The sequence below is a fragment of the Mycobacterium ulcerans subsp. shinshuense genome, from assembly GCF_002355775.1.
Taxonomy (GTDB): Bacteria; Actinomycetota; Actinomycetes; order Mycobacteriales; family Mycobacteriaceae; genus Mycobacterium; species Mycobacterium marinum.
Map to the genome: position 1 here is coordinate 195,053 of NZ_AP017624.1, position 21,576 is coordinate 216,628.

A 21,576-nucleotide genomic window follows, 5' to 3' on the forward strand; every position below is an offset into this window, starting at 1 on the left:
GGACCTCGACGGCGCCATCGCGCACATGCGCGCCTCCGTCGAGCACCTGTTTCGGGAGGGACGGCTGTTGGGGTGGAGCACTCCGGCGGCCGGGGTGTTGGTGCAGACCCTGCTGGACCGGGGGACTGAGGGCGATCTGGTCGAGGCCGCGGCGGCCATCGAACGGTTGGCGGCCGCACCCGCCGACGACGGGCTGGCTGTGCGCGAGATCCTGCTGTTGCGGCTGCGCGCGCTGCTGGCGCGGGCGCACGGCGACGACACGACGTATGCGCGGTTGCGGGATCGCTACCGCGACACGGCGAGCGCGATGGGTTTCGCCGGACATCTTGCGCAGGCCGAGTCGATGCCGTGACCGGTGTGCGCCGCGGCGTTCACCGATAGCCCAGCCGCAGCAGTACCCGAGTATTGAGGGTGCGCTCGGTGCCGGTGGGAAGCGCGAAGTCCAGGCCATCGGCCACCCGATTGATGGTGTTGAACAAGGCGCAGATCTCGATCGCATCCCGGATCGCCTCGGCGCTGACACCGGCGTCGAGAACGGCCCGCACATCGACCGGTCGCACCTGGGCGGGCGTCAGGGTCAGTTTGTCCAGCAGGCCCAAGGTGGCTCGCAGCGGTTCGTCGACCGGCGCGGTGCGCCAATCGCTGACGACCGCCGCGGCCAGGCCCGGATCCAGGGTCGCCGCCGCGACGGCCTCGTGAGTGGTGGCGCAGAACTGGCAGCGGTTGCGCGCCGACACGAACGCCGCGAAGAGCTCTCGCTCACCGATCATCCACGGGGAAGGGCCGCGCAGCAGCGCCTGCGCGAGTTGGAAGAACGGCTTGCCGAAAAACCTCGAACGGTAGTAGCGGACCTTGATGATGTCGGGGATTTCGCGGCCGCTGACAAATCGCGCCAGCGCGAAAACCGGGCGGCGGCCGGGGCGCCCGCGGGTGATGCTGGGCAGCCTCACCGCAAGGCCCGCTCGAGGGCGGACAAACCCGCATGCCGGCGCTCGTCACCGGCGCCGAGTGCGGCCGCGATGGTTATCTCGAAGATGTCGTCGTCGCAGTAGCCGGCGCCACGCAACTGTTCGATGTCGCTGTCTTGGACCCGGTAGGCGTACCGGCGCAGCTTTTGCACATATCCGCTCAGCGGCTCGGGCACGTCCTGCCCGTGGTAGACGGCCCTGCGCAGCGCCGCATCGGTGACGGCCGGAGCCCACAGGACGGCGTGGCGCAGCCGGTCCTGCAATCGTTGATGGCGACCATGCTCGGACATCCGGAACACCTCGCAGACCTCGCAACGATCGGCCCGCCGCGCGACCGGCGCGCCTGAATCACCAGCATCCCACGATGTCGCCCTATGCTGGGAGCCTGACCAAACCGGGGAGCCGGACTGGCGGAGGGTCGGATGACGCCCGTAACAGTGTGCCGCGCTTGCGGTGTCGAACCCCTGGAGAATGTGCGGTTCTGTCACGAATGCGGCGCACCGGTCGGTGCCGCCGATACCCGTGCCGAATACAAACAAGTCACGGTGCTGTTCGCCGGCGTGGCGCATTCGATGGACATCGCGGCGGCCGTCGGTCCGGAGCGACTGCGCGAGATCATGGCCGAGCTCGTCACTCGTGCGTCGACGGTTGTGCAGCGCTACGCCGGCCGGGTGGACAAGTTCACCGGCGACGGCGTCATGGCAGTGTTCGGCGCACCGGCGGCCCTGGAGGACCACGCCCTGCGCGCGTGTCTGGCCGCGCTCGACATCCAGGATGAGGTCGCGCGCCTGGCGGCGGACATCAGTCGCACCGACGGCGTCGAGCTGCGGCTGCGGATCGGCCTCAATTCCGGCGAGGTGATCACCGGCGGGATAGGTCCGACAGCGTTGGGATACACCGCGGTTGGCGAGCAGGTCGGCATGGCGCAACGGATGGAGTCGATCGCTCCGGTGGGCGGGGTGATGGTCAGCGACACCACCGCGCGGCTGGTCGAGGGTGTGGTGCTGCTCGGGGCGCCCCAGCGGGTGCAGGTCAAGGGGATGGGCACGGCCTCGGCGCGGGAGCTGCGCAGCGCGACCGCCCAACACCAAAGAACCGATACCGCCGAGTCGACACTGGTGGGGCGCGGGTGGGAAGTGGCCGCCGTGTCGACCATGCTGGATCGCGCCATCCACGGACGTGGTTCGGTGGTCGGGGTGACCGGTCCGGTAGGGATCGGAAAATCACGACTCGTCCGCGAGGCCATCGGCCTGGCGAAAAGTCGTGGGGTCACCGTGGTGCACACCTACTGTGAGTCGCACGCCGCCGACGTCCCGTTCCGGGTGATGATGCGTCTGCTGCGGGCCGTCGGCCAGGCCAGTGGGCTCGACGATGAGGCGGCGCGGGCGCGGGTTCGAGACCGAGTGCCCGACGCCCAGCTGGCGGATCTGCTGCTGCTCGACGATCTGCTGGGCATCGCCGCTCCGGGTGCCGAGCTGCCCAGGATCGACCCGGACGCGCGCCGGCGCCGGTTGACCGGGCTGATCAACGCATCCCAGTTGGCGAGCACCGAACCGGTGGTTTTCGTCCTCGAGGATGTGCATTGGATCGACGAAGCCAGCGAGTCGATGCTCGCGGACTTTCTGACGGTGATGCTGCAGACCCCGTCGCTGGTCTTGTTCACCTATCGCCCCGAGTATCGCGGCGCCCTGCAGCTGGTGCCGGGTGCCCAGACGATTGCGCTGGCGCCGCTCACCGACGCGGACGTGTCGACGCTGGTCGCCGAGCTGCTCGGCCAGGACCCGTCGGTCGCAACCATCGGCCGGGTCATCTCCGAGCGGGCCGCGGGCAACCCGCTGTTCGCCGAGGAGATGACCCGCGAACTCGCCGAACGCGGCGTGCTCACCGGCGAGCGCGGCAGCTACCAATGCCGCACGGATGTGGCCGAGATCCGGGTGCCCGCAACCGTCCAAGCGGCCATCGGTGCCCGCATCGATCGGCTCAGTCCGGCCGCCAAACAGACGCTCAGTGCCGCCGCGGTAGTCGGATCCCGGTTCAGCTCCGATCTGCTGATCGGCCTGGGAATCGAACCCTGCATCGACGAGTTGCTCGATGCCGACCTCATCGACCAGGTCCGGTTCACCACACGCGCCGAGTACGCGTTTCGGCATCCCGTGGTTCGCACCGTGGCCTACGAGGCGCAGCTCAGGGCCGACCGGGCCCAGCTACACCGCCGGCTGGCCCAAGCGCTCGAAAACACGGAAGCCGTTCCGGGCGACCACCATGCCGCGATGATTGCCGAGCACTTCGAGGCCGCAGGAGATTTGGTGGCCGCCTACCGCTGGCACATGCGCGCCGGCAAGTGGGCACTGAACCGCGACATCGCCGCGGCGCGCCTGAGCTGGGAGCGAGCCACCAGGATCTCCGATGCCTTACCCGCCGACACCCCGGACCGATCGGTCAAGCGCATCGCGCCCTGCACCATGTTGTGCGGTTACGCGTGGCGCGTCCACGTCAACATTTCCGATGCGCACTTCGCTGAACTGCGTGAGCTGTGCCTGGCAGCCGGGGACAAGACCTCGCTCGCCATCGCGACGGCCGGGCTGGTGATGGATCGCATCTACCAGGCCCGCATCCACGAGGGATCCCGACTGGCGTCGGAGGCAATGGGCCTCATCGAGTCGATTGGCAATCCAACCCTGACGGCGGGGCTGTCGCTGACGGCCATTGTGGCCAAGGCCGAACAGGCCCAGTGGCTCGATGTCCTGCACTGGTCGCAGCTGGTGATCCAGCTGGCCGACGGAGATCCCACCAAGGGCAACTTCATGATCGGGTCGCCGCTGGCGCTGGCGTTGACGACGCGGGCCATTGCCCGCTACTGCCTGGGCCGTCCCGGTTGGCGCGACGATGTTCACCAAGCGGTGCAGACCGCCGGCGCCACCGACCCGGTGGCCTACGCCACCGTTGTCGCGTTCGTCCACAATCCGGGAATAGCGTTCGGAGTGCTCAGCCCCGACGAAGCCGCGATACGCGAGATCGAGCAGGCGGTGCAGATTGCTCAGCAGGCCGGCGATGACCTCGCGCTGAGCTCGGCCCAAATCTCGCTGGGCATCGCGCTGTTGGAGCGGGGCACCGAGCCCGGGCGCGACCGCGGATACGGGTACCTCGCCGATACCGGGGACACGCTGATGCGCCGCGGCTACTCGCTGGGGGATCTGCCCATCGTCGAGGCCTACCTGGCGCGCGAGCGTGGTCGTCGGGGAGATCGTGACGACGCCCTACCGACGCTGCGCACGGCCGTTGACACCCTGTACCGGCAGGGACAGCTACTCAGCTGGGGGCTGCCGGCAACACATGCTCTGGTGGAGACGCTGCTCGACCGGGACACCGAGGCTGACTGGTCCGAAGCCCAGGCCGCGATCGAGCGGGTAGCCGACGAGCCGCCGGATGGGCCCCAACCGTTGCGCGACATCTGGCTGCTGCGGATGCGGACGGCGCTGGCGGGCGCGCGCGGTGGCGGCGGCGACTATCAGCGCTTGCGTGAGAGCTACCGCGACATGGCGCGCACGCTGGACTTCGGCGGACATCTGGGGTGGGCAGATGCGATGCGGTGACGAGCCGGGGCGGGCGCCTTGTAGTGGTGCGCGCCACGATTAATGGACGCATCGACTGGATACTGTCCTTAGACACCCACTCAGAGAGCGGAAGAAGCGCGTGGCTCCAAGTTTTCAAGACGTCATCAAGTCCAAATATCTGTTGCTGACCACGTTCACCAAGGACGGCCGCCCGAAACCTACGCCGATCTGGGGGGTGCCCGACGGAAACCGGCTGCTGGTGATCACCGACGACGAGTCGTGGAAAGTCAAGCGGATCCGCAATACACCGCGGGTGACGCTCGCCCGCAGCGGTTCGCTGGGCAAGCCCAAGAGCGAGCCGGTCGAGGCGGTCGGGCGGGTGTTGCCCAAGTCGGAAACGAGGCGGGTCTACAACGCCGTGCTGAAGCGGTACTGGTACCACGCGTGGTGGTTTTACCCACATTCGATCGTGCGTGGTGGCATCGACAAGGTGCACATCGGTCTGGAGATCGAGGCCGCCTAGTCGGCCGGCCAGCCGAGCCTGCCACCATAGAAGGCGTGACCACCGTAATTGTGGTGACGTTGATCCTGCTGGGACTCGGCATCGTGACCAACGAACTGCTTCGGCTGCGCAGGTGGCTGAAAAATGCCCCACCCGAAGCAGATGGCGTCCAACCCCCGGACGGGGATGACTGAACTCGCCCCAGCGCTTCGCGGGCTAGCGGTGAGGGCGGCGACCGTGTCCGCCAGCGTGGTGCGCGGATCCCGATAGGTCACGCCCAGCTCCAGTTCGCTCGGCGAATCATCGGAGTCCGGCATCTGCGTGTAGTACTGCATTCCCGCGGCAGTGAACGGGTTGTCGAAGGGCAGATACGGGCCGGCCAGATCGAGCAATGAACCCGCGACGCGCAGCACGCTGTCGGGAATCGGAACGCTCACTATCGGCGTCTCGGCCACCTGGCCAAGCATCTTCGCCAGCTCCGGCACCGGAATTCGATGCCCGCCCACCATGTACCGGCGAGGACCGCGCCCCGGCTCCAGCAGCGCCGCGTGCACCGCGGCCACGTCGCGGACGTCGATGATCAGCCAAGCCGCGTTGCGCCCGGGAATCGTGCGGATCTCCAGCGCGGCCTTGACCCCCTCGCCGGCCTCCCCGAATTGGTTGCCGACCGGCGGGCCCAGCACCATGCCCGGATAGGTGATGTTCACCGGTGCGCCGGCATCCTGCAATCCGCGCGCATAGATTTCGACCTGCGCTTTGGACGTTCCGTAGCCGTCGGATCCCCCCACCACCGGCAGGTCCGCCGAGAGGGTTTGCAGGCCGGGGTGGAAAAGGGCGGTAAAACTCGAGACGTGCACGATCGGATCGAGTCCGAGTGCGACGGCCTGTCCAAGCACGTTGCGAGCACCCTCCATGTTGGTGCTCAGCATGTCTTGAGTCTGGCGCTGGTCGGTCGCCACCAGTGCGGCACTGTGGACGACGGCGTCACATCCGGTGAGTGCCTCGCGCACCAGATCGCGGTCTTTGATGTCGCCGATGATGAAGTCGGACACATCGACGCCCAGCTTGGCGACCGACGACTCCAGTTTCGCGGGATTTCGGACCAGAAAGCGGACCGAATGCCCCGCATCGGCGATGGCCTTGGCGGTCCAGCCGCCAACAAACCCCGTACCACCGGTTACCAGAACGTGCATGCAGCGATTGTGCACGGCGAGTCGCCCCATCTGGCGGCGGGGGGCAATGGCCCGGCTACAGGTGGTGCGCCGCGAAGTCCGCGCCTTGGCCGGTCATCCCGTTCACGGCGTACAGCGCGTGCGCTGCCGCGTCGTTGCCGCCACTGCAAACCGGGTCACCGCTGGCACACAACTCGATGGTGCGGGGTTGATACAGCGGGCCGATAGTGATCGGCGGGGCTCCGTAGTGCTGCAGGAACTGCTCGGAGGGAGTGCCGAAAAGGGTCACTGCCGCAACATGATCAGCGATGTCCGGCGCCATGGGTTTGGGCACCGCCGCCGCGGGAATTCCCGGCGGTACCGACGCGGAAGTGACGTAGCCGGCCACCGCAGCGCCCTGCGAATACCCGCCGAGCACCTCTCGGGTCGCGGGGCACTTGGCCGCCATCGACTCGATATGTGAGCTGGCGTCGCGGATGCCGTCGATCACTGTCCGCGGGAAATCGCTGCTGGAGAAGTCGCTGCTGGCGGGGTAGTCGACCGCATAGACGGCCAAGGACTTGGCGCCGATATCCGACCGCAACGCGGCCACGAAAGATCCCCCGATGCCGCCGATACCCGGAGGTTCGCCGGTGCCGCGGGCGAACAACACCTCGACATCCGGACACGGTTCGGCGGCCGCGAACGGCACCCGGATTCCCCCTCCCACCAGCGCGGTTACCGCCGTTGCCGCACCGACGGCAAGCCGACGCGTCCATGCTGCGTTTCTCATGCTTATTCCAGAGTTAGGAGTTGGTGCGCTTGGCAACCGGATACCCGAGGGTGGCCAAGCGTGAAACCTGTGCCGCGGCGCGGCCCCGCAATGCTATCGAGGCTGCCCGACATCAGGGTGTTCGTGAAGCGCCCAGTTTCGGATCCGAATTTCGATCGGTGGGCACCATCCCGCGCGGCAGCGTCAGGGCCAGATCGCTATAGGTGACGATGCCGGGGGCCGCGGCAACGACAGCCGGAATCGCGTTGATGGTGGGCATCGCGGTCATGATGTGCCCGAGCACCATGAAGTCGGCGATCGTTTCGGCCTGGAAGTAGGGCGGCGGCAGAAAGCTGACTTTGGTTGTAACCGTGGGAGTTCCGTCGACCTGGATGACCCAGCCATCCTGGTCCATCTGCCAGTCCGGATCGAGGGTCTGTCCCTTGCGCCACCGGACATTGAGCTCGACGATGGTCCGGCCGCCCGCCATTCCCTGCCAGCTGGCGTGGACGCCCGCGACACATCCCGCTGCAATGGTCCAAGAACCCAGGTCGAGGTCCGCGGTGGTCTGCGCGTGTTCGGCCACACAGCGGACCTCGTCGAGTTCGACCCCCAGCGCGTCGGCGACCAACCGGACCGCCTCGCCGAAGATGGCCGTTCCCTGGGCGGTCATCGCCTGCAGCTGCGGATGGTCGATCGGCTGGCCGAAGCCGACCGGCCGCTCGGTTGCGGGGGAGTCATAGAACGTGGTGTCGGCGGCCTCGTTGACGGTCACCTTGTCGATCCGGTTGCACACCATCGCCGACACAATGGCCAACAGTTCGGCAAACCCCGGACTGACGCCGGATCCGAAGATCGTCGAGCCGCCGTGGCGGCAGGCCGCCAGAATCCGGTCACGGCCGGCGCCCAGGTTGTGCCCGGTGATGAACGCCGCCGTGGTCACCACATTCACTCCGGCCGACAAGATGCGCACCAGTTCGTCCACGTCAATCCACATCGGGTTGTAGACCACGCAGTCCGGTTTGAGGGCCAGCAGCGCCTCGACGTCATTGCTGGCGGTGATGCCCAGCGGTGCCATGCCGCACAGTTCGCCGGCGTCGCGCCCGGCCTTCTCCTGCGACCAGGCGTAGCACCCCACCAGTTCCAGCGCGGGGTGAGTCGCGATCGCCTGCAGCGAACTCTTGCCGACGTTTCCGGTGGTCCATTGCACGACCCGATAACTGTTTGGCACTCGCTCAGCATAGGAATCGGGGCGGATCTTCGAGGAGGAATCAGTAGGCGGACTCACTGGCCAGGATCTCGGCCAAAAAAGCGTCCGGTGGCGGCCGGTCCAGCCGGTCGCGCACCCAGCGGCGAACCCGGTCGCGGGTCTGGCGTGATTCCGCGATGTCGGCCCCGATCACTACCGACGTGGCGGCCCAGTTGTGGTCCCATGCCGAGGTCTGGGTCATGGCGCGCCGTTGCGCGTCGACGAGTGCGACCGTGGCCCGGCCGCCGGCATCCAGCGCGCCGGTGCCGCTGGCCTCACCGGAGCGCACTCGGACCGGCACGCCGGTGGCCGGCTATGCTCCGATGAGGGCGGCCCGCACGACGGCGACAACGGCGGACCCGGCCGGTCCGCCGGGCTCGATCGTCCAGTCGACGGTGTCTTCGGCCGCATCGAATATCGCCGGCGGTACTCCGCCCCAGTTGATCGACGCCACGCCACGGCCGATCGACGCCGCGCCGCGCGGGCCTTGCCCGGCGCCGGCGGCCAGCGCATAGTCGTCGCGCCGTCCCGTCGGCATCGTCACCGCGACCGATGAATCATCAATTGCGGCAGAAAGTTCCGTCCAGCCGGCGCCGTCCGTGCCCACCTCGTCGGCAAGATGAGCCCCGGCCCGCACCAGTGCGCGAATACGTGCATCATCGGTCCGGACATGTGCGGTCAGGGCGCCGGCGTGCGGCGCCAGCAGTTCGGCGACGTCCGAATCCAGGGTGTCGTCGGTGAAGAAGCCCTGTGCCCCGACCGTCAGCAGTGCGACCTCGACGTCGAGCAGCGCCCGGTCCAGCCCGGCGATGTCGTCGCGTTGACTGGCCGGCCACCAGCGCCGCAGCCAATGGCCGACGGCCAGGCGTCGCAGGCCGGCGGCGGAGCCCGGGATGAGGTCGACGCCGCGGAGGTCGACGTCACCCGCCGGGTGCCCGGCCACCGCCAGAGCGCCGCGACGTGTCCGGATTCGCCGACCACACGCCAAAGCCAGTCGGCGCGCGCCGCGTCGGTGAAGGTGATGCGGGTGGCCGCCTCCCCGCGCGGGTCATCAATGACCCAGGACAGCACCGCCCCACTGACTTCCAGCAACGCAATCAGTGGAGACGCCGGGAGTTGCTCGTCGGGGCCAGTGGCACCGGTGCTCCACAATCCTGACTCGGCCACCAGTTTCATCCGGCCACCTGCAATTCCAGCATCGACTTGATCCGCTGCCGATGGTCGAGACTCACCGAACGCGCGACACCGTCGAGTAGCGACCGCACGTCGTCGACGTCCGCGCAGGGCTCCTGCCAGACATCGCGCCCGTGCAGTCGTGCCCAAAGTCGGCTCAGGTAGGGCTGGGCGTAGGCGGCCAAGTCGTCGACCACCTGACGTTGTCGTGGATGAATCGGCCCGCCGTCGGCAAGGTAGCGGCGGGCGTGCAGCGCGTAGGCCTCTTTGCGCAGCCGCGACTGAATCTGCGCGGCCAATGCGTAGCGGTTGGTCATGGTTCGGTCCAAGGGGGCCAGTTCGACGGCGACTTCGATCCCGGCCACCAGGGTCGCCTGCTTGTCCTCGCCGAGCAGACCCCATGGGGCGCAGGCCCGGTCGACTTCCTCCTCGCACAGTAAGGGGATGTCTGGCAACGCATCTCGGTCCAGGGCGCGGCGGAGGGTGGCACGCACCCGATCCACCACGGTCCGGTCCAGGGGACGGTCGCTGGCGGAGCCGGCATTGACGGTGGGGGGTTGTTGTGGCGCAACCGAACTCAAGCCCAGTGCGACTATCGACCAGGGCAGCTCGCCAGATTCGACGCGCGCCAGTGCGCCGAGGTCGTATGCGGTGGTGGAGCCGGCCAGCATCGACCAGGCGCGCTGGCGTGCGATGACGGCACCGTGGTTGGGAGCGGGGCCCAGCGCCGTGCCCAGTGCGGTCCGGAACGCATCGATCGCCGCGCGGCAGGTCGAATCCGGTGCCCGCACGTCGCGCCAGCTTCGACTGAGTTGATCGGTAAGCGCGGCCACCACTTCCGGACTTGCCAGATATTCATGCAACACCTCGATCGCGGTGCGGTCGCGCCCCTGATGGATCTCGTGCAGCACCGTCGCCGGGGTTTCACGATCACCGGCCGCGGGCGGGCGCTTGGTGATCGCCAGCTCGAAGCACACCGGGAAGTACGACTCCTGGGCGTTTCCGCTGCGGATCCGCAGGTTGCGCCGCTCGGCTTTGAGCACATCGAACCACGATGCCGCAGAGCATAATTGGACAGCGCTGCCAAGGATCGCGTCGTGCATCAACGTCGCGGTGGCCGGGTCGACGACGGGCGCTGAATACTGGGGATCCGACCGCAACCGCAGCACCAGTGGATCGATGATGCGCTTGACGGTGCGACTCAACGGACCGCCGTCATCGCTGCTGAGCAGTTCGACCCCGGGGCCGATCGCGCGCCACGCCTGATCGATCACCGCGCGGCGGGGACTGCCCACCGCTACGGTCGTCGTCAACTGTGGATCCGCGCACATGTCAACAGGATAGGGGCATTGACGCGGATACTGATATTCCCAAAGTTGGGTTCGGTAGCCGATTGTCCCCGCGAGGCTGGCGCTATGAGCAAACCCGAGATGCTGGCCATCGGCGCCGAAGTTGCGCTGATCGCAACCACCCTGTGGTACCTGGTGATGCGCGACTTCCGGATCGCACTGGCCGGGATCGGGTTTGCTCTGGCCACGGTGAGTCTCATCGGCCACGCCAGCTACGCGGCACGGGATGCCGGGGGTCGCTCGGACGGTCGGAGTGGGTACGGTGCGCACGGTCGAAGGCGGCGAGGCCGAACCTGGCGACGGTGAGCGCCAGATCTGGATCGAAGTGGCCAGCGTGCACGGCGACACCTTCATCGGCCGACTAGTGCAGGACGACACGGAAACAGACACGGCGACATTGCGCCCCGGACTGGTGGTGTTGGTGGCGTTTGATCCCGCCGACCGCCAACAGCTTTCGCTGCCCGATGACGTGTTGGCCGTTCGCGCCAGGGGTCTGGCCATCGGTTGACCATCAGCGTGCCCCGTCGACGGCGAAACTGACCACCGCACCCCAATACAACGGACTGGCGCTGGCCTCGCCGTCACGCCAGCGTCGCATTTGGGCGCGCTGCCAGCGATTTACGGCGCACCCGGCTTCGTCGGCCTCGTGGGCCGAATCGATCGCGGCGACGATCTCGGTCATCGGGTCGGTCATCGGGTCTGCCGGATCGCCGTCCTCGGCGACGAACTGCCGATAAGCCGCGGTGGTGGGAAGCGACCACAGGGTGGCGGTCACCAGCTGCGCCCCGCCCAGGATGGTCGCCGCCACCAGTCCGGTTGCCTCATCGAATTGGTAGTCGCCGCCGGAGGCACAGGCCAGCAGCGCCACCCGCGGTGGCATCGACATCCGCAGCGCCATCAGATCCGAGGCGGTCAGCGGCCGGTGGTCGCCGATCGCGGGGGCATCCCCGGGTATTGCGGCACCACACGCCAGATGCAGCGCCGCATGGTCGGCATGCCCACCCTCGCTATCGGCCGAACTGGCATGCCCGACGTACAAGAGCCGACTTGGTTGTTGCACCAGCAATTTCGACAGCCAGTCCCGGTCGGTATCCCTGCGGCGGAACAGCTCACTGGGCGAGTCGACCGCCGGCAACACGGGGCGACGTCGCATCAGTTCGGCAAAATGCCTGGCGAGCGGGGTTTCCTCCGACGGCCTGCCCAGCACCGATCCCAGTGCCGAGTCGGGCCGCTGGCCGGGCACGCGCGGGTCGAGTATGAGTATCGGCGGGCCGTCTTTGCGGGCGGCCCATCGGGCCGGCACGCGCGCGGAGTGCACGATGTTCTGGGGCACCGCCAGAAGGATGTCGACCAACTCCATCAGCCGGTAGCCATCGGTGTACTCGGTGATGTCGGCAAGCTGCCAAGGGATCCGGGCGGCCGCTCGGCCGCTGGCGGTGATCGCCTCCTGGCGAGCCCGCACCAACTCTTCCCGGGTGGGCCCCGCGGTCGGCGGCGCCAGCAGCCCCCAGGGCACCCGCGCCAGCCGGGCGCTGGGCGAGATGAACAGCACCGGCCGCGGCGATGCCGCGCACTCGGTCAGCAGTTGCCATCCGGGCGTGCCGATCAGCAGTACCCCCAGGATGAACGCGACCGTCAGTTCGCTGTCCCGCGTTGCGAATGGGCCCCGGCAAAGTGCGCGTTCGATGGCCTCGCGCCGGTCCTCGTTGCCGTGGGGCTCGGGTAGTGCGTCGGTCAGTTCGGCCAAGGCCGCCAGCAGGATCGGCTCGTCCACCACCCAGTTGACGGTTCTGGATGGTTGGCCGACCACGCGCAGACTCGCGTAGGTGGTGATCCCGACGTCGGCGTAACGCAGCACCAGAGTGGAGCGGTCCGAGTCGTTCATGGCCAGGTGGACCAGACGGGCTCGGCGGACGTGACGGCGCGACCGTAGCGTTGCAGCGCCAGCGCGCGATAGTGGCTCAGGATCGGTGGGGCGTCCGGTTGCATCTGCAAGGGCGGCAAGGGGCCCAGGCGTGTCAACGAGTTCGCCCCCTGCCGTGACGTCCCCGCTGCGGCGGCGGCCGGTTCGTCGGTGTCGACGAACGCCGGCGCGGTGGCGGTCGATGCCCACTCGCCCATGGCTTCGCGTGGCGGAGCGGGGCTAAACGTTCCTCGGGCGCTGTGGTATTCGACCAGTTCACTGATCAGCTCGGTATTTTCCCACTCCCAGGCGACGGCGAACGCGCCGGCCAGAATCGGGGCCGAGACATGGCTTGCCCAGCGTGATCTCGCGTCAGCGTCAGCGATCGAATAGCGAACCGAGTCGACGGCGAGCGCCGCGGGAACCTTGAGTTCGACGGCCTGTTCCAGCTTGCTCATCGCACGCCAGTACCCCTCGGTGCCGATCTCACCGTGCAGCAGGCCGATTGACTCGGCTTGGTGGGCTTCGGTCTGCTGCAGTGTCTCCTCCGGATCGCCTGAGCCGTCGAACCCCAAGTCCACCAGCGCGTCTGCCCGCCACACCGCGCCCAGATGACTGTCGAGTTGGGCGTACTGAAGCTAGCTGCTGCGAGGCGATGAGTCGAGCAGTTCCCGCGCCTGCGCGATCATCTCCACGGCTTGCGCGAAGCGGCCCCAAAAGATGGCTATCCAGCTGCGCTGCAGCAGAATGCGGTGCAGGTACAGGGGCCTTCCCAGGTCACGCCGGTGCTTTTCGGCGTTCGCCCAGCATTGGTCGGCGACCTCGAGCGCACCGCTGGCCAGTCGGGTAAGGCCAAGGTAGAGCCAGCAGCGGGCGACATCGTGTGCGCGCGCGTAGCGGGAGATGATCGGCTCCGCTTCGGAGACCAGCTGCTCGGTGGCCGCGTGGTCGCCGACCACCCAGCGCGCCGCCGCTCGTTCTAATTGTGTTCTGGCGAAGGCAAATTCCCATCCCCTGGCCTGAGCGCGGGCCCCGGCGCGTCGCAGCCACGGTTCGGCCTCCGACAATCGTCCTGTCTCGACGCAGAACCTGCCGTATGCGGTGGCCCCGTACACCCAAAGGTGATCGGAGTATTCGGCGTCGGAACCGGTGTCCGGCCGGTTCAGCGTTTCGAGCACGGATTCCCAATTCGGCACCGCGTGGGTGTGTAGATCGTCGTCGCACAACGCGCTTGCGCACAGAATCCGGGCGTGGGTGAGCAGGAGCCGGTGCTCACCGGCAAGGTCGGGGAACTCCGCGCCGGCTGAGTCGGCCAGCGCGGTGAGTTGCCGCGCGGCGCCTTCGTGATCGCCCTCGGCCGCGCACAGGCCAATCTGCAGCAGGGCGGCGCGCTGGGAATAGCGGCAGATGAGGTGCCTGACTTCGGTGTCCGACAGCTGTATCTGGGCGGCCGCCTCCGGCAGGGTACCGTCGAGAATCTTCGAGTAGCTGGCCAAGCAGTCACGAATGCGCCGGACGCACTCGCGCACGCCCTCGGTCGTGCCGCGGACCAGGTAGATCTCGCCCAGCTGCGCGAATACCTGCAGTGCGAGGTCATCGCGATCGGCTTGTTCGATTTGCGGCAGCAGCGCGATCAGCAGCTCCCGGGCCGCGTCCTCGTCCGCGGCCAACGCCAGGTGCCGGGCGTGTTCGAGATCGCCGGAGATCGACACGGCTGCGTCATAAGTCCGTTTTGACCGCGACAGACCGGACCGGTGGACAAGCGATGCTTGCCCACCGGCCGGCGCCCCCTGCATCAGCCGCACGTCACCTTGATGCTGAAGTCCTTGGTGATCATTCCGGCCATCGGGTTCTTCATGTCGGCACCTTGCGCCTGGCCGGTGATGGTGTAGGTCTTGCCCTCCACCGCAACCTTGGCCGAGCCGACCTTGGCACCCATGTTGTCGGTGACAGACAATGCGTTGCCGTCCACCACAAGCGCCAGCGACTCGACTCGCGGAGTGGCCTCATCGGTCATCACCACCGCCAGTGCCTGCTGGCCGCCGGCGGAGCCACTACCGATGTCGATCTTGCCGCCCTGCTTGACGCAGGTCACCGAGGCCGGGTGCAGGCCAGGAAGATTCGTGCCGCCCACCTGGACCTGCGTTCCGCCACCGCCGGTGGAGACACTTGATGCCGGGCTGGCTGAGTGGCCGCCGCTGGAGCAGCCCACCAGCGCCGATGCGCAGCCAATGGTTCCAATCGCAGCCGCGATAACACGTTTCACTGGATTTCCTTTCATCATGCGCCGCCCTGGTGGCGCCGTCATGGGAGTAAGTACAGAACGCCCGGGTTGCTACCGATCCCAACTATTTGGCTCGACCGCCGTGGTGGTGGAGTGTGTGACTGTGATTGAGATTCAGGCCGTAGACGCCGTGCAAGTGCTCACCCTCTCGTCCGGGCGGGTCAACGCCCTCGATGTTGAGCTGCTGACCGAGTTGACCGATGCGCTGCGCGAACTGGGCTCCTCACACGGTGGCGCGCTGGTGCTCACCGGCGCCGGACGAGTGTTCTCTGCCGGGGTCGACCTGAACCGGGTGGTGCAGGGCGGGACCAGCTATACGGATCGGCTGATTCCAGCGTTATCGGACGCGTTTGACGCGATGTTCGGCTACCCGGGCCCTACCGTGGCCGCGATCAACGGTGCCGCCATCGCGGGCGGGTGTGTGCTGGCATGCGCCTGCGACCGTCGACTGATCGGCGCCGAAGCCGCGATCGGTGCCTCTGAGGCGCTTGTCGGGGTGGCGTTTCCGGTGGTCGCACTGGAGGTCATGCGCTACGCGTGCGGCGATCGCGCCGAGGCGGTGCTGCTCGGTGGTCGCAGCTATCGGGGAATCGAGGCCGTCTCCCGCGGACTTGCCCATGAGGTGGTCGCCGAGGATCTTCTGGGTGTCGCCACGGCGCAGGCGTCGGAGCTTGGCGATATCCCGGCCGACGCCTACCGCCACACCAAGGCACAGCTGCGGGCTCCGGCTCGGGCACGGATGCGCGACGGTGGCGATATCGACCGTGAAGTCCGTCAGATCTGGGGTTCGGCGCAGACCCAGCAGCGCATCGCCGGCTATCTGGAGCGGCTGCGGCGGCGCTGACCGATAGCGCGGATGCGGCAGGGGTGAGGAGCTATTCCTCGACCGTCACCCCACGCCGGACGCGCCGGCGCCGGTGTGAGGTCTTGCCGGTCGGGCGACGGTTTCGCAGCCCACCGTGAGCGGTCGCATCCTCGCCCTGCGCCTCGGGTTCTGCGGTCTCTTCGGCCGCTTCGGCTACTTCAGCTTCTTCGGTCGGTTCGGCCTCTTCGGACTCAACCGACTCTTCGCCGTCGGACGCCTCGTCGGCTTCCTCAGCCTCGTCGGTCTCCTCAGCCTCGTCAGCCTCGTCAGCCTCGTCGACGTCTTCGGCGTCTTCGGCGTCTTCAGTCTCGTCAGTCTCGTCGACGTCATCGCCTTCGCCGCCTTTCTTGCGGCGGCGGCGCTGCTTGGGTTCTTTCACCTTGATCGGTTTGGGCGGTGGCGGTGGCAATTCCGCGACAAACGACAGGTAGAACGCGAAGAAGCCGAGTACCGCAATGGCGGCAGCGGCCCCGTAGATCCCGAACAGCCATTGCCCCACCGAGTCCAGGCTGAGCCAGATCTCGCTGATGGCGGTCCCGATGATCAGCACCCCGGCCAGCACGTGCGCCACGATCGACCATGTCCGAATCGATAGCGCCAGGGCAGGGGTGCCAAGTTCCGGCTTGCGGGTACGCAGCAGGGTGAACACCACCGGCAGCGCGGCCAGGCCGAACAGGGCGCCCGCGGTGATCCGGAGCCCGGTCCCCAGCGAGTGGGCGGTATCGCCCATCAATTCGGGCCAACGGGGCAGAACGAAGAAGAAGTAGAGGACGCCTGCGCCGATCGAAAACGACGCGTGCCACAGCATGGCAACCTTGCGCCCCATACCCCTCCTCGTACTGTGAGCCGGAGCCAGTCAAGCTGACCAGCCCACACTGTCCGCCCGCGCCTCGGCGCGGGCGCGACCATTGCGGAGGATGCGGGATTTGAACCCGCGAGGGCTATTAACCCAACCCGCGTTCCAGGCGAGCGCCATAGGCCACTAGGCGAATCCTCCGCCGATATGGTAGCCGCTGTCTCGGCGCCCGTGTTCCGCGGCCGCCGACGAATGTCTCCGCGGAGGTATTAGACTCGCGGCAGGACCCCGCGCGGCGTCTATCCTGTGAACTCCCCCAGGGCCGGAAGGCAGCAAGGGTCAATGGGCTCTGTCGGGTGCGCGGGGTCCCCCTTTGTCCGGGGCGGCCCACCAGGTGCCAACCAGCAAGAACTGGCCTGCAACCGCTCAAGACCTGCATGTTTGATCCACGGTTTTCGACGGTGAAAGGGCCGCATGGTCTCGTTCGATTCGCTCAGCCCTGAAGAGCTAGCCGCTTTGCATGTCCGCCACGAGCAGGACTACGCAAACCTGCGCGGTAAAGGCCTGTCCCTGGATCTCACCCGAGGCAAGCCGTCTTCTGAGCAGCTGGACCTGTCTAATCAACTGCTGAGCCTGCCCGGTGGCCAGGATTACCGCGACCCCGAGGGCCTCGACACCCGCAACTATGGCGGCCTGCATGGCCTGCCGGCGCTGCGCGCCATCTTCGGTGAGTTGCTCGGCATCCCGGTCCAGAACTTGATCGCGGGAAACAACTCCAGCCTGGAGCTGATGCACGACGTGACCGCGTTCTCCATGCTCTATGGCGGGGTCGACTCGCCCCGGCCTTGGGTAAAGGAGCCGGACGGCATCAAGTTCCTGTGCCCCGTTCCCGGCTATGACCGCCATTTCGCCATCACCGAAACGATGGGTGTGGAGATGATCCCCGTCCCGATGCTCGAGGACGGCCCCGACGTCGATCTGATCGAGGAACTGGTCGCCGTCGACCCCACGATCAAGGGCATGTGGACCGTACCGGTGTTCGGCAACCCCACCGGTGTCACGTATTCCTGGGAAACGGTGCGCCGGCTGGTGCAGATGCAGACGGCGGCACCGGACTTCCGCTTGTTCTGGGACAACGCCTACATGGTGCACACCCTCACGCCGGACTTCATCCGGCAGGTTGACGTGCTGGGGCTGGCGGCCAAGGCCGGCAATCCGCACCGGCCCTACGTTTTTGCATCCACGTCGAAGATCACCTTCGCCGGCGGCGGCGTCAGCTTCTTCGGCGGGTCGTTGGGCAACATCGCGTGGTATCTGCAGTACGCCGGAAAGAAGTCGATCGGTCCGGACAAGGTCAACCAGCTGCGGCACCTGCGGTTTTTCGGAGACGCCGACGGCGTACGCCTGCATATGCGCCGCCACCAGCAGATATTGGCGCCCAAGTTTGCGGTGGCGCTTGAGATCCTCGATCAGCGGCTCAGCGATTCCAAGATCGCGTCGTGGACCGAGCCCAAGGGCGGGTATTTCATCAGCCTCGATGTGATGCCGGGGACCGCGCGCCGCACCGTGGCGTTGGCCAAGGACGCCGGGATTGCCGTCACCGAGGCGGGCGCGTCGTTCCCGTATCGCAAGGATCCCGAGGACAAGAACATCCGGATCGCGCCGTCTTTCCCGTCGCTGCCCGATCTGAGCGACGCGGTCGATGGTCTGGCGACCTGTGCCTTGCTCGCCGGCACCGAGGCCTTGCTGGCCCGCCCGTAGTTCCCGCTCGGACCAGTGGATTCCGCAATAGTCCGCCAGCCTGAGTAGCCTGCTGGCCGTGGCTCTCTACCGCAAATATCGTCCGGCGACCTTCGCGGAGGTGGTGGGGCAGGAGCATGTCACCGAACCGCTGTCGATCGCCCTGGAGGCCGGCCGGATCAACCATGCGTACCTGTTCTCCGGACCGCGCGGCTGCGGCAAGACGTCGTCGGCGCGCATCCTGGCGCGGTCCTTGAACTGCGCGCAGGGCCCCACGGCCACGCCGTGTGGAACCTGCGAGTCCTGCCAGGCCTTGGCGCCCAGCGCGCCCGGCAGCATCGACGTGGTCGAGCTCGACGCGGCCAGTCACGGCGGTGTGGACGACACCCGGGAATTGCGGGATCGCGCGTTCTACGCGCCCGCGCAGTCGCGCTACCGCGTGTTCATCATCGACGAGGCGCACATGGTGACCACCGCCGGTTTCAACGCGCTGCTCAAGATCGTCGAAGAGCCCCCCGAACACCTCATCTTCATCTTCGCCACCACGGAACCGGAGAAGGTGCTGCCCACCATCCGGTCGCGCACCCACCACTACCCGTTCCGCCTGCTGCCGCCGCGCACCATGCGAGGTCTGATCGGGCGGATTTGTGAGCAGGAGGGCGTGGTCGTCGACGAGGCGGTGTATCCGCTGGTGACTCGCGCCGGCGGTGGTTCCCCGCGTGACACGCTTTCGGTGCTGGACCAGCTGGTGGCCGGGGCGCAGAGCAACCATGTGACCTACCAGCGAGCGCTGGGACTGCTGGGTGCCACCGACGTCGCGCTGATCGACGACGCCGTGGACGCGCTTGGCGTCGGGGATGCCGCGGCGCTGTTCGGGGCGGTCGAATCGGTGATCGACGCCGGGCACGATCCTCGTCGCTTCGCCACCGACCTGCTGGAGCGATTCCGCGATCTCATCGTGCTGCAAGCGGTTCCCGACGTCGTGTCTCGCGGGGTCGTGGACGGCCCCGAAGATGTGCTGGATCGGATGCGGGAGCAGGCGGCGCACCTCGGGTCGGCGACGCTGACTCGCTACGCCGAGGTCGTACAGGCCGGGCTGGGCGAGATGCGTGGCGCGACGGCACCCCGGCTGTTGCTGGAGGTGGTGTGTGCCCGGCTGCTGCTGCCCTCGGCCAGCGACGCCGAATCGGCGCTGTTGCAGCGCATCGAGCGGATCGAGACCCGGCTGGCCATGTCGATACCGGCCGGTGCGGGAGCCACCTCGGCCCCAGCGCCGGAAGCGCCGGCCGTGCCGGAAGCGCCGGCCGCGCCGCGGGCGACGACCTCCGCCCGGGCGGAGGCCAAAGAGATGGTCAGGCAAAGCATGCGCCGGCCGGCACCACCAGAGCCCAAGTCCGCGCCAGAGCCGCCGCCGGCTCCCGAACCCCGGCCGGCGCCCGAACCCCGGCGGGCGCCCGAACCCCGGCCGGCTCCGGTTCCCGAACCGGTCTCGGCTCCCGGGGAGCTCAATGCCGCCGCGGTTCGCAGCATGTGGCCGACCGTGCGCGAGAAGGTGCGCCAGCGCAGCCGCACCACCGAGGTGATGCTCGCCGCCGCCACCGTTCGTGCGCTCGAAGACAACACGCTGGTACTGACCCACGACTCGGCGCCGCTGGCCCGGCGGCTGTCCGAGCAGCGCAACGCCGACGTCATCGCCGAGGCGCTCAGAGATGCGTTGGGAGTCAACTGGCGGGTGCGCTGCGAGGTGGGCGCCGCGGAACCCGCCGCAACCCCGACGCCGGCCAAGGCCGCGGCCCCGGCGGCGGATCCCGTTGCCGTCGATTCCGCCCGGCGTGAGGAAGAGGAAAGCCTGCTGGCCGAAGCCGGTCGCAGCGACCCGTCCGAGCCGCGCCGCGACCCCGAGGAAGTGGCGCTCGAACTGCTGCGCAATGAGCTGGGTGCCCGCCGCATCGACAACGCCTGACCTCGCGCGTGCCGTTGTGCCGCGCGACATCCGGGTGCTTGCGCGGCGTCAGACCGGTTCGTCCGGGCCGGTCGCGGCATGGGGTCGTGAATAAACGACCCGACTACGGAACACGATGTCCTGCAACGATCTTCGCTGCCGGTCGATCGCAACCCAGATCAACCCGACCGGGAACAGAACGCAGCCGATCGCCCGTAGCGTCGCGACCAGTGGGCGTAGGCGATGTGAGTGTCGTCCGGCGACTCGAAGCCCCATCATCACCGCGCCGGCGGTGCACCCCGAAACCGCCCAACAGCCGGTGAGGTATCCGACGGCGACCACAAAGGTGACCAGGGTGGAAAACACAACGTTGAGCGCCGGCAGGCTGAAGGACACCGGGGAGTAGACCAGCTTGACCAGGATCAGGCCGAGATAGAGCGCACCCATGATCAGCAGAACGACCACCAGATCGATGACGGCTGCCAGCCCCCGGGTGACGATGCCGGCCGCACGCCCATCGGTGGGCGCCGGATCGGAGGAGATCACTGATCGTCCCGGTCACGCCCCAGAACCCGGTCAACGATCCTGGCGACGCGGTCATCGGCCCGTTCGCCTTGGCTGCGAACGTCGGTCATCACCTCGGCCGTTACCGAACTTGTCGACTCACGGATGATCCCGGGCAGGTCGACACCGTCGATCACCTTGTCCGCCAGGGTGATCAGATCGATCCGGTTGATCACTGCATCGATGTCGACCTCGGCGACCAGGGCGTCCAGATCAAGCCGTTCGCGAACCAGAGCGGTCAGGTCGATCTGGTCGAGTACCAGATCCACCAAATCGCCGGCCATCGGCAGCACCCGCGCCCTGAGCGGGTCCACATTCTGCGCGAGCCACCGGTCGCCTCGCTGCGACAGTTCGTCGATGCCTTGCCGCACCCATGACCCGACCAGCGGTAGTCGTTGCACGTTTCGGAATAGGCTCTGCCCCCATCCCAGCGCGATCGCCGTGGCGCCGACGCTGACGGAAACCACCGGGTTTCTGATCACGTCTACGCCTTTTTCGGCCGCCCGGGGCAAGCCATGGCTCATTTCCGGCGGCGTCGACGCAGCAGCAGGCCCACCAGGATGCGCAGCACAAACATGGCGCTCAGCAGCAGCCACATGGGCGACTCGACGGTGACCCACAGCAAGTGCATCTGCGGGCGCTCGCGGTTCTGTGCGATGAAGATCGCCACCAGCACGACGAGGATCAGCGCGACCCAGTGCCGTACCGCGAACCTGCGGGCCCGGCGCCCTGTCGAAGTTGCGGCGGCATCGTCTGGCGACATA

The 21,576-nt window shown here is 67.6% G+C and carries 18 protein-coding genes, 1 tRNA gene, 1 other RNA gene and 3 pseudogenes; 8 read left to right on the forward strand and 15 right to left on the reverse strand.

Translation table 11 applies throughout. The annotated features are described in order from the left end of the window. Window positions 1–371 precede the first annotated feature (371 nt). The gene (locus tag SHTP_RS00885; RefSeq protein WP_096369506.1) at window positions 372–950 is read right to left on the reverse strand and encodes a carboxymuconolactone decarboxylase family protein; all 579 of its coding nucleotides are present in this window, start codon (window positions 948–950) and stop codon (window positions 372–374) included. Further along, a complete protein-coding gene (locus SHTP_RS00890) occupies window positions 947–1,258 on the reverse strand; it encodes a hypothetical protein (RefSeq protein WP_011741941.1) in 312 nt (103 codons plus the stop codon). The genes SHTP_RS00885 and SHTP_RS00890 overlap by 4 nt, the downstream gene beginning before the upstream one ends. A 132-nt stretch (window positions 1,259–1,390) precedes the next feature. On the opposite strand from SHTP_RS00890, the gene SHTP_RS00895 reads away from it, so the two are divergent. Beyond that, a complete protein-coding gene (locus SHTP_RS00895; protein ID WP_096369507.1) occupies window positions 1,391–4,561 on the forward strand; it encodes an ATP-binding protein in 3,171 nt (1,056 codons plus the stop codon). A 100-nt stretch (window positions 4,562–4,661) separates the two neighbouring features. After that, a complete protein-coding gene (locus SHTP_RS00900) occupies window positions 4,662–5,045 on the forward strand; it encodes a PPOX class F420-dependent oxidoreductase (RefSeq protein WP_012396762.1) in 384 nt (127 codons plus the stop codon). Between the two features lie 197 nt (window positions 5,046–5,242). Here the strand turns inward: SHTP_RS00900 and SHTP_RS00905 are convergent. The 5 genes and pseudogenes from SHTP_RS00905 to SHTP_RS00925 form a co-directional block, all read right to left on the reverse strand. Continuing rightward, window positions 5,243–6,217, reverse strand: a pseudogene (locus SHTP_RS00905) (SDR family NAD(P)-dependent oxidoreductase); the annotation flags it as partial. 55 nt (window positions 6,218–6,272) lie between these two features. Then, window positions 6,273–6,968 carry a cutinase family protein gene (locus tag SHTP_RS00910; RefSeq protein ID WP_096369508.1) on the reverse strand — a complete coding sequence of 232 codons (696 nt, stop codon included), beginning with the start codon at window positions 6,966–6,968 and terminating at the stop codon, window positions 6,273–6,275. A gap of 112 nt (window positions 6,969–7,080) precedes the next feature. After that, window positions 7,081–8,178 (reverse strand): NAD(P)H-dependent amine dehydrogenase family protein, encoded by a 1,098-nt coding sequence (locus tag SHTP_RS00915; protein WP_086085085.1) that lies wholly within the window; start codon window positions 8,176–8,178, stop codon window positions 7,081–7,083. 40 nt (window positions 8,179–8,218) lie between these two features. Beyond that, a pseudogene (locus SHTP_RS00920) lies at window positions 8,219–9,372 on the reverse strand (hypothetical protein). After that, window positions 9,369–10,700 carry a hypothetical protein gene (locus SHTP_RS00925; RefSeq protein WP_096369509.1) on the reverse strand — a complete coding sequence of 444 codons (1,332 nt, stop codon included), beginning with the start codon at window positions 10,698–10,700 and terminating at the stop codon, window positions 9,369–9,371. The pseudogene SHTP_RS00920 and the gene SHTP_RS00925 overlap by 4 nt, the downstream one beginning before the upstream one ends. Before the next feature lie 84 nt (window positions 10,701–10,784). Between SHTP_RS00925 and SHTP_RS28255 the strand changes: the two genes are divergently transcribed. Next, entirely contained in the window at window positions 10,785–11,024 is a 240-nt protein-coding gene (locus tag SHTP_RS28255) for a hypothetical protein (RefSeq protein ID WP_231991250.1), read from the forward strand. Continuing rightward, window positions 10,945–11,226, forward strand: coding sequence for a hypothetical protein (locus SHTP_RS28260; protein ID WP_231506906.1), 282 nt, complete (start codon window positions 10,945–10,947; stop codon window positions 11,224–11,226). The genes SHTP_RS28255 and SHTP_RS28260 overlap by 80 nt, the downstream gene beginning before the upstream one ends. A gap of 3 nt (window positions 11,227–11,229) precedes the next feature. On the opposite strand, the gene SHTP_RS00935 is transcribed toward SHTP_RS28260, so the two are convergent. The 3 genes and pseudogenes from SHTP_RS00935 to SHTP_RS00945 form a co-directional block, all read right to left on the reverse strand. Next, entirely contained in the window at window positions 11,230–12,603 is a 1,374-nt protein-coding gene (locus tag SHTP_RS00935; RefSeq protein WP_096369510.1) for a CHAT domain-containing protein, read from the reverse strand. Further along, window positions 12,600–14,333: pseudogene (locus SHTP_RS00940) on the reverse strand (hypothetical protein). The gene SHTP_RS00935 and the pseudogene SHTP_RS00940 overlap by 4 nt, the downstream one beginning before the upstream one ends. An 83-nt stretch (window positions 14,334–14,416) precedes the next feature. Beyond that, window positions 14,417–14,854, reverse strand: a complete 438-nt coding sequence (locus tag SHTP_RS00945; protein ID WP_096372250.1) for a lipoprotein LpqH — start codon at window positions 14,852–14,854, stop codon at window positions 14,417–14,419. 148 nt (window positions 14,855–15,002) lie between these two features. Here SHTP_RS00945 and SHTP_RS00950 point away from each other — a divergent pair, with 148 nt between their 5' ends. Then, window positions 15,003–15,749 carry an enoyl-CoA hydratase/isomerase family protein gene (locus SHTP_RS00950; RefSeq protein ID WP_231991686.1) on the forward strand — a complete coding sequence of 249 codons (747 nt, stop codon included), beginning with the start codon at window positions 15,003–15,005 and terminating at the stop codon, window positions 15,747–15,749. 31 nt (window positions 15,750–15,780) lie between these two features. Here SHTP_RS00950 and lucA read toward each other — a convergent pair whose 3' ends face one another. Beyond that, window positions 15,781–16,596 carry a lipid uptake coordinator LucA gene (gene lucA, locus SHTP_RS00955; RefSeq protein ID WP_096369511.1) on the reverse strand — a complete coding sequence of 272 codons (816 nt, stop codon included), beginning with the start codon at window positions 16,594–16,596 and terminating at the stop codon, window positions 15,781–15,783. A gap of 85 nt (window positions 16,597–16,681) precedes the next feature. After that, a tRNA-Ser gene (locus SHTP_RS00960) sits at window positions 16,682–16,767 on the reverse strand. Window positions 16,768–16,845: 78 nt separating this feature from the next. Between SHTP_RS00960 and ffs the strand changes: the two genes are divergently transcribed. From ffs to SHTP_RS00975, 3 genes are all read left to right on the forward strand, one after another. Continuing rightward, an RNA gene (ffs, locus tag SHTP_RS00965) (signal recognition particle sRNA small type) lies at window positions 16,846–16,942 on the forward strand. A 98-nt stretch (window positions 16,943–17,040) separates the two neighbouring features. Then, entirely contained in the window at window positions 17,041–18,327 is a 1,287-nt protein-coding gene (locus SHTP_RS00970) for an aspartate aminotransferase type Ic (RefSeq protein ID WP_020730963.1), read from the forward strand. Between the two features lie 58 nt (window positions 18,328–18,385). Continuing rightward, a complete protein-coding gene (locus SHTP_RS00975) occupies window positions 18,386–20,269 on the forward strand; it encodes a DNA polymerase III subunits gamma/tau (RefSeq protein WP_096369512.1) in 1,884 nt (627 codons plus the stop codon). A gap of 48 nt (window positions 20,270–20,317) precedes the next feature. Here SHTP_RS00975 and SHTP_RS00980 read toward each other — a convergent pair whose 3' ends face one another. The 3 genes from SHTP_RS00980 to SHTP_RS00990 are packed head-to-tail and all read right to left on the reverse strand — an operon-like array spanning window position 20,318 to window position 21,575. After that, entirely contained in the window at window positions 20,318–20,794 is a 477-nt protein-coding gene (locus SHTP_RS00980; RefSeq protein ID WP_096369513.1) for an RDD family protein, read from the reverse strand. After that, window positions 20,791–21,336: a hypothetical protein gene (locus tag SHTP_RS00985; RefSeq protein WP_172900612.1), complete on the reverse strand. Its 546-nt coding sequence runs from the start codon at window positions 21,334–21,336 to the stop codon at window positions 20,791–20,793. The genes SHTP_RS00980 and SHTP_RS00985 overlap by 4 nt, the downstream gene beginning before the upstream one ends. Further along, window positions 21,333–21,575 (reverse strand): LapA family protein, encoded by a 243-nt coding sequence (locus SHTP_RS00990; protein WP_096369514.1) that lies wholly within the window; start codon window positions 21,573–21,575, stop codon window positions 21,333–21,335. Before SHTP_RS00990 ends, SHTP_RS00985 begins: the two co-directional genes overlap by 4 nt. Window position 21,576: the final 1 nt, after the last annotated feature.

What these genes read in the sequence shown, in the direction of transcription:
- SHTP_RS28260 (WP_231506906.1), top strand. Translation starts at nt 10,945, where the DNA reads ATGCCGGGGGTCGCTCGGACGGTCGGAGTGGGTACGGTGCGCACGGTC.
- SHTP_RS00970 (WP_020730963.1), top strand. Translation starts at nt 17,041, where the DNA reads ATGGTCTCGTTCGATTCGCTCAGCCCTGAAGAGCTAGCCGCTTTGCAT.
- SHTP_RS00925 (WP_096369509.1), bottom strand. Translation starts at nt 10,700, where the DNA reads ATGTGCGCGGATCCACAGTTGACGACGACCGTAGCGGTGGGCAGTCCC.
- SHTP_RS00985 (WP_172900612.1), bottom strand. Translation starts at nt 21,336, where the DNA reads ATGAGCCATGGCTTGCCCCGGGCGGCCGAAAAAGGCGTAGACGTGATC.
- SHTP_RS28255 (WP_231991250.1), top strand. Translation starts at nt 10,785, where the DNA reads ATGAGCAAACCCGAGATGCTGGCCATCGGCGCCGAAGTTGCGCTGATC.
- SHTP_RS00990 (WP_096369514.1), bottom strand. Translation starts at nt 21,575, where the DNA reads ATGTCGCCAGACGATGCCGCCGCAACTTCGACAGGGCGCCGGGCCCGC.
- lucA (WP_096369511.1), bottom strand. Translation starts at nt 16,596, where the DNA reads ATGGGGCGCAAGGTTGCCATGCTGTGGCACGCGTCGTTTTCGATCGGC.
- SHTP_RS00890 (WP_011741941.1), bottom strand. Translation starts at nt 1,258, where the DNA reads ATGTCCGAGCATGGTCGCCATCAACGATTGCAGGACCGGCTGCGCCAC.
- SHTP_RS00910 (WP_096369508.1), bottom strand. Translation starts at nt 6,968, where the DNA reads ATGAGAAACGCAGCATGGACGCGTCGGCTTGCCGTCGGTGCGGCAACG.
- SHTP_RS00895 (WP_096369507.1), top strand. Translation starts at nt 1,391, where the DNA reads ATGACGCCCGTAACAGTGTGCCGCGCTTGCGGTGTCGAACCCCTGGAG.
- SHTP_RS00935 (WP_096369510.1), bottom strand. Translation starts at nt 12,603, where the DNA reads ATGAACGACTCGGACCGCTCCACTCTGGTGCTGCGTTACGCCGACGTC.